The organism is Streptomyces huiliensis (genome assembly GCF_020037025.1).
Classification (GTDB): domain Bacteria; phylum Actinomycetota; class Actinomycetes; order Streptomycetales; family Streptomycetaceae; genus Streptomyces; species Streptomyces huiliensis.
Window position 1 is genome coordinate 1 of sequence record NZ_JAIQLH010000359.1, and the last position, 4668, is coordinate 4668.

General features: G+C 72.6%; 3 protein-coding genes and 1 tRNA gene. 1 reads left to right on the top strand and 3 read right to left on the bottom strand.

Going from position 1 to position 4668, the window contains the following annotated elements; all coding sequences use genetic code 11:
* A partial coding sequence (locus tag JNW98_RS33290; RefSeq protein ID WP_223772029.1) for a HAMP domain-containing protein occupies positions 1 to 535 on the bottom strand: 535 nt, incomplete at its 3' end.
* A 457-nt stretch (positions 536 to 992) separates the two neighbouring features.
* Here JNW98_RS33290 and JNW98_RS33295 point away from each other — a divergent pair.
* Entirely contained in the window at positions 993 to 3620 is a 2628-nt protein-coding gene (locus JNW98_RS33295; RefSeq protein WP_223772030.1) for a SpoIIE family protein phosphatase, read from the top strand.
* 52 nt (positions 3621 to 3672) lie between these two features.
* Here the strand turns inward: JNW98_RS33295 and JNW98_RS33300 are convergent.
* Positions 3673 to 3748, bottom strand: a tRNA-Thr gene (locus JNW98_RS33300).
* 76 nt (positions 3749 to 3824) lie between these two features.
* Positions 3825 to 4535 carry a DegT/DnrJ/EryC1/StrS family aminotransferase gene (locus tag JNW98_RS33305; protein WP_223772031.1) on the bottom strand — a complete coding sequence of 237 codons (711 nt, stop codon included), beginning with the start codon at positions 4533 to 4535 and terminating at the stop codon, positions 3825 to 3827.
* Positions 4536 to 4668 lie beyond the last annotated feature (133 nt).

The following is a 4668-nucleotide window of genomic DNA, read 5'->3' on the forward strand; positions in this document are numbered from 1 at the left end:
TGAACGCGGAGAGCTGGTCCACCAGCCCGTTGACGGTCCGCCCCACCTTGAGGAACTCGCCGCGCAGCGGGTGCGCCGAGCCGTCGGCCGCGTGCGACCGCAGGTCCATCCGCTGGTCCAGATCGCCCTCGGCCACCGCCGACAGCACCCGGCCGACCTCGGACACCGGCCGCACGAGGTCGTCGACCAGGGCGTTCGAGGCGTCGATGGCCGCGGCCCACGCGCCCTCGCAGGAGCCGACCTCCAGCCGCTCGGTGAGCTTCCCCTCCCGCCCGACGACCCGCCGCACCCGCGCCAGCTCGCCGGTGAGCTGCAGGTTCCGGTCCGCGACCTCGTTGAAGACGGCCGCGATCTCGGACATCACGCCGTCACCGGAGATCGTCAGACGGCGCCGGAAGTTCCCGTCCCGCATCGCCTCCAGCGCCCCCAGCAGGCGGTACAGCGCCGCGCTGTCCACCTCCGTCGTCCCCTGGGGCCGGGACCGTCCGCCCTTCGCGCGCGCGCTCGTGCTCCGCGTCGCTCCGCCAGACTCCACCGTGGCCCTCCCGCAGGGTCGCTGATCCTCGTAGGGGTTTTCGCTTCCAGCTTTCCCAGTGTTTCACTCAAGCGCACCGGGGCGGCTGCCCGTCAGAGGGTAACCAGGTGACGGGACAGCTCGTTAAAGATGAACAGGAAAACCTGGCCCATGCTTGCCGGGGCTTCGGCGGAACCGCACATCCCGGCGGCACTTTCCGCTTCCCCTCACGCCCCCTACCCAGAAGCCGTCCCCGCAGACCACGCCGTCCCCGGCCGCTTCCCCGGCCCCCCGGCTCCCGCCCATTCCGGGGGAAAGCGCGTACGGTTCCGGCTCTCGCATTCCCTCCGGGATTCCGCGGTCGCCTTCCCCGTGCTTCCTCCATCGTTCCCCATCCCCGCTGCCGACGGTTTAGCCTGGCGGACGAATCGTCGTCATGGGAATCGGGCACAGGACTCGGGGGAGCGATGAGAGGCCAATGGGGAGTGCTGTGATCACCGCGCGGGCAGCCGCCACCTTCGAGCCGGTAGGGCGTTCGGTCGCCGCTGCCCGGGCCTTCGTCCGGGACACCCTCCAAGGATGGGGATTTCCCGACATCATCGACGACGCCGTCGTACTGACCAGCGAACTGGTCACCAACGCCGTCGTCCACGCCGGCACCTCCGCCGACGTCCTCTGCGTCAGGACGGACGCGGGCGTCCGCATCGAGGTCAGCGACCGCTACCCCGAACGCGAGCTGCCGCTCCAGACCACCCGCCAGTTCGGCGGGGTGGACCGCGAGGGCGGCCGCGGCCTGATGCTCTGCACCGCCCTCGCCGCCTGCTGGGGCGTCGAGTACGGCTCCACCCACAAGAAGGTCTGGTTCCGCCTCGACCTCGACGACCGCCCCGCCGGCACCCGCTCGGCGGGCCCCGCCCTGCCCGTCGAGGCCCTGCCGGTCGCCGACCCGCGGGTCCGCGTCGCGGTCATCCAGATCGACGGCACCGGCGGCATCAGCGCCTGGAACGACGACGCCGAGCACCTCTTCGCCTACACCGCCGACCAGGTCACCGGCAAACCCCTCGCCGACCTCGCCGCCTGGCCGCACACCCCCGGCACCTCCACCGGCATCGCGGAGGCCCTGCGCCTCTCCCGCTGGGAGGGCTCCTACGGAATAAGGGGCGCCGACGGCCGCGTCATCCCCGTCTACGCCTCCCACCTGCGCGTCCGCGACAACGAGGGCGCGCCCTCGACCGTCTGCCTGCTGGTCCGCGACGAGGAGCGGGCCGTGCTGGCCAGCCCGCAGCGCTCCGCGGGCGCCGACGCCTCGACGGACCGCGGCACCGCCGCCGACCCCTTCGAGGTCTTCATCGGCTCCCCCGCCCCCGACGACCTCGACGGCCTCCTCCAGCGCACCGTCGAACGCGCCCGCGACATGCTCGACGGCGACGCCGCCTACCTCCTCCTCGCCACCGACGACGAGACCGAACTGGAGGTACGGGCCTCCACCGGCCTGCCCTCCGCCCGGCAGCGCTTCGCCCGCGTCCCCGTCGAGGCCGGAACCGGCCGCTACGGTTCCGCCCGGCTGCCCTCCGTCCACGACGACCTCAACGCGGTCCCGGGGGCCGTACCCCTGCTCACCGACACCGGCCTGCGCTCGGTCGTCACCGTCCCGCTCAAGGTCGAGGGCCGGCTGACCGGCTCCCTCGGCGTCGCCGCCGAGGCCCCCCACCGGTACGGGAACGAGGAGGCGCTGCGCCTCCAGTTCGCCGCCGACCGGATCGCCCTCGCCGTCGAGTCCGCCCGTCTCGGCGAGCTGGAGCGGCTGCGCCGCGGCTCGCTGTCCTTCCTCGTCGAGGCGTCCGACCTGCTGGCCGGCACGCTGGACCGGGACCAGACGCTGGCCCTCATGGCCCAGATGACCGTCCCCACCCTCGCCACCTGGTGCGCCGTCTACACCATCGCCGACCAGGCCTCCGAGCCGGAGCTCTCCTACGTCCTGCACGAGGACGAGGACCTGATCGACGGCCTCAAGGCACTGCTGGCCAAGGTCGCCCCGCCGGACCCGGTCCCCACCCCCGGCGCCCGCATCTGGACGGCCCCCGCCCGGGCGGCGCACTCGGAGGCGCTGCGCAGCTCGCTGCGGAGCGTGGGCCTCGCCGACGTCCCGGAGTCCTCACCCGCCCCCGGCGTCTCGCTCACCACGGCGGCGGCGGTCGGCGGCGAGACGGTGGTCCTGCCCCTCGTCGCCCGCAACCGCGTGATCGGCATGCTCACCCTCGGCAAGCCGACCGACGACCACTTCCGCCAGGAGATCGTGGAGCTCGCCGAGGACCTGTCCCGCCGGGCCGCCCTGGCCCTGGACAACGCCCGGCTCTACAGCGAGCGCACCGCGATCAGTCAGAGCCTCCAGCGCAGCCTGCTGCCGCCGGGCCTGCCGGACGTGCCGGGCGTCGAGGTGGACGTCATCTACCGCGCGGCGGGCGAGGGCAACGAGGTCGGCGGCGACTTCTACGACATCTTCCCGATCCGGGACGGCGCGTACGGCTTCGCCATCGGCGACGTCTGCGGCACAGGACCGGAGGCCGCGGCCGTCACCGGCCTGGCCCGGCACGCCCTGCGCCTGCTGGCCCGGGAGGGCTTCGGCGGCCCGGCGGTCCTGGAGCGGCTCAACGCGGCCATCCTGGACGAGGGCGCCCGCAGCCGTTTCCTCACGCTGCTGTACGGCGAGCTGTGGCCGCAGGAGGACGGCAGCGCCCTCCTCAAGGTCGTCTGCGCCGGCCACCCGCTGCCGCTACGGCTGCGCCCGGACGGCACGGTGGAGGCGGCGGCCGACCCGCAGCCGCTGCTGGGCGTCATGGAGGACCTGGAGCTGTACGAGCAGCCGGTCACCCTGGACCCGGGCGACGTCCTGCTGTGCGTCACGGACGGCGTCACCGAGCGCCGCGAGGGCTCCCGCATGCTGGGTGACGACGGCCTCGCGGACGTCCTCGCGACCTGCACGGGCCTCAACGCGGGCGCGGTCTCGGCGCGCATCCTCCGCGCGGTGGAGCGCTTCGCGGCGGAGCCGCCGTCCGACGACATGGCGATCCTGGCCATGCGGATGCCGGAGCGGCCGACGGCCTGATTCCCCCGGGGTACGAGAAAGGCCCCCGCCATTCGGCGGGGGCCTTTCCTTCTGGAGCCCCAAAACGGAATCGAACCGTTGACCTTCTCCTTACCATGGAGACGCTCTGCCGACTGAGCTATTGGGGCCGGCAACGAGATAAAGCATACCGGATGTTCGGACGTGCTTTTGACCAGCGATCCGCCGGCCGCGATCGGCCGTGATTCAGGCGGCGGCGCCGTACGGCAGGAGCCCGCCCAACGCGTTGCAGGCGGCCACCACATGACGCAGTTCACGGCGCGTCATGCCGGCGTCGACGGGCAGGGCGAGGCACTCCTCCGCGGCCCGCTCGGTTTCGGGGAGGTGCAGGTCCCCCACGCCCCGCGCGTAGGCCGGCGTCCGGTGCGCGGGGGTGGTGACGGGTACGGTGCACCGCACGCCGCGCGCCCGCAGGGCCCGCGCGAAGGCGTCCCGGTCCGGGCGCCCGTTGCCGGGGACGCGGACGACGTAGGAGTGGTAGCGGTGTTCGACACCAGGGGCGGTACGGGGCGTCAGGACGCCGGTGAGCCTGCCGTCCAGGTAGGCGGCGTGGGACCGGCGCCGTTGGAGTGCTTCCGCGGAATCGGCGGGCCGCCGGACGACGTGCGGGATGACGGGCAACGGCCGGGCGCCCGCGAGGGCCTGAAGGGCAGTCACGTCGGCGGGGTGGCCGAAGAGGTCCAGGGGGACGATCGCGGCGGTACGCTCCCCGATCGCCTCGGCGACGGAGGCCGGCGCGAGGCAGTAGCTCCAGGCGTCGATGTCCGCGAACACCGGCGTGGCCCCGACGGCCCGTACGGCCTCGACGATGTCGGTGGTGCCGTACGAGGGCACGATCACCTCGTCACCGATACCCACGCCCGCGGCTGCCAGAAGCTCTGCTGTCCTTGTCCCCATACCCCAACAGAATGGTGGCTCGACGTTAACCGCACATGACGCTCCGCACTTCTTTGGGAAAACAAAAAAGCTCTGGTATCTGAACCGAGGTTCAAACACCAGAGCTTTTCTGAAATTTAGTTCGGCGGCGTCC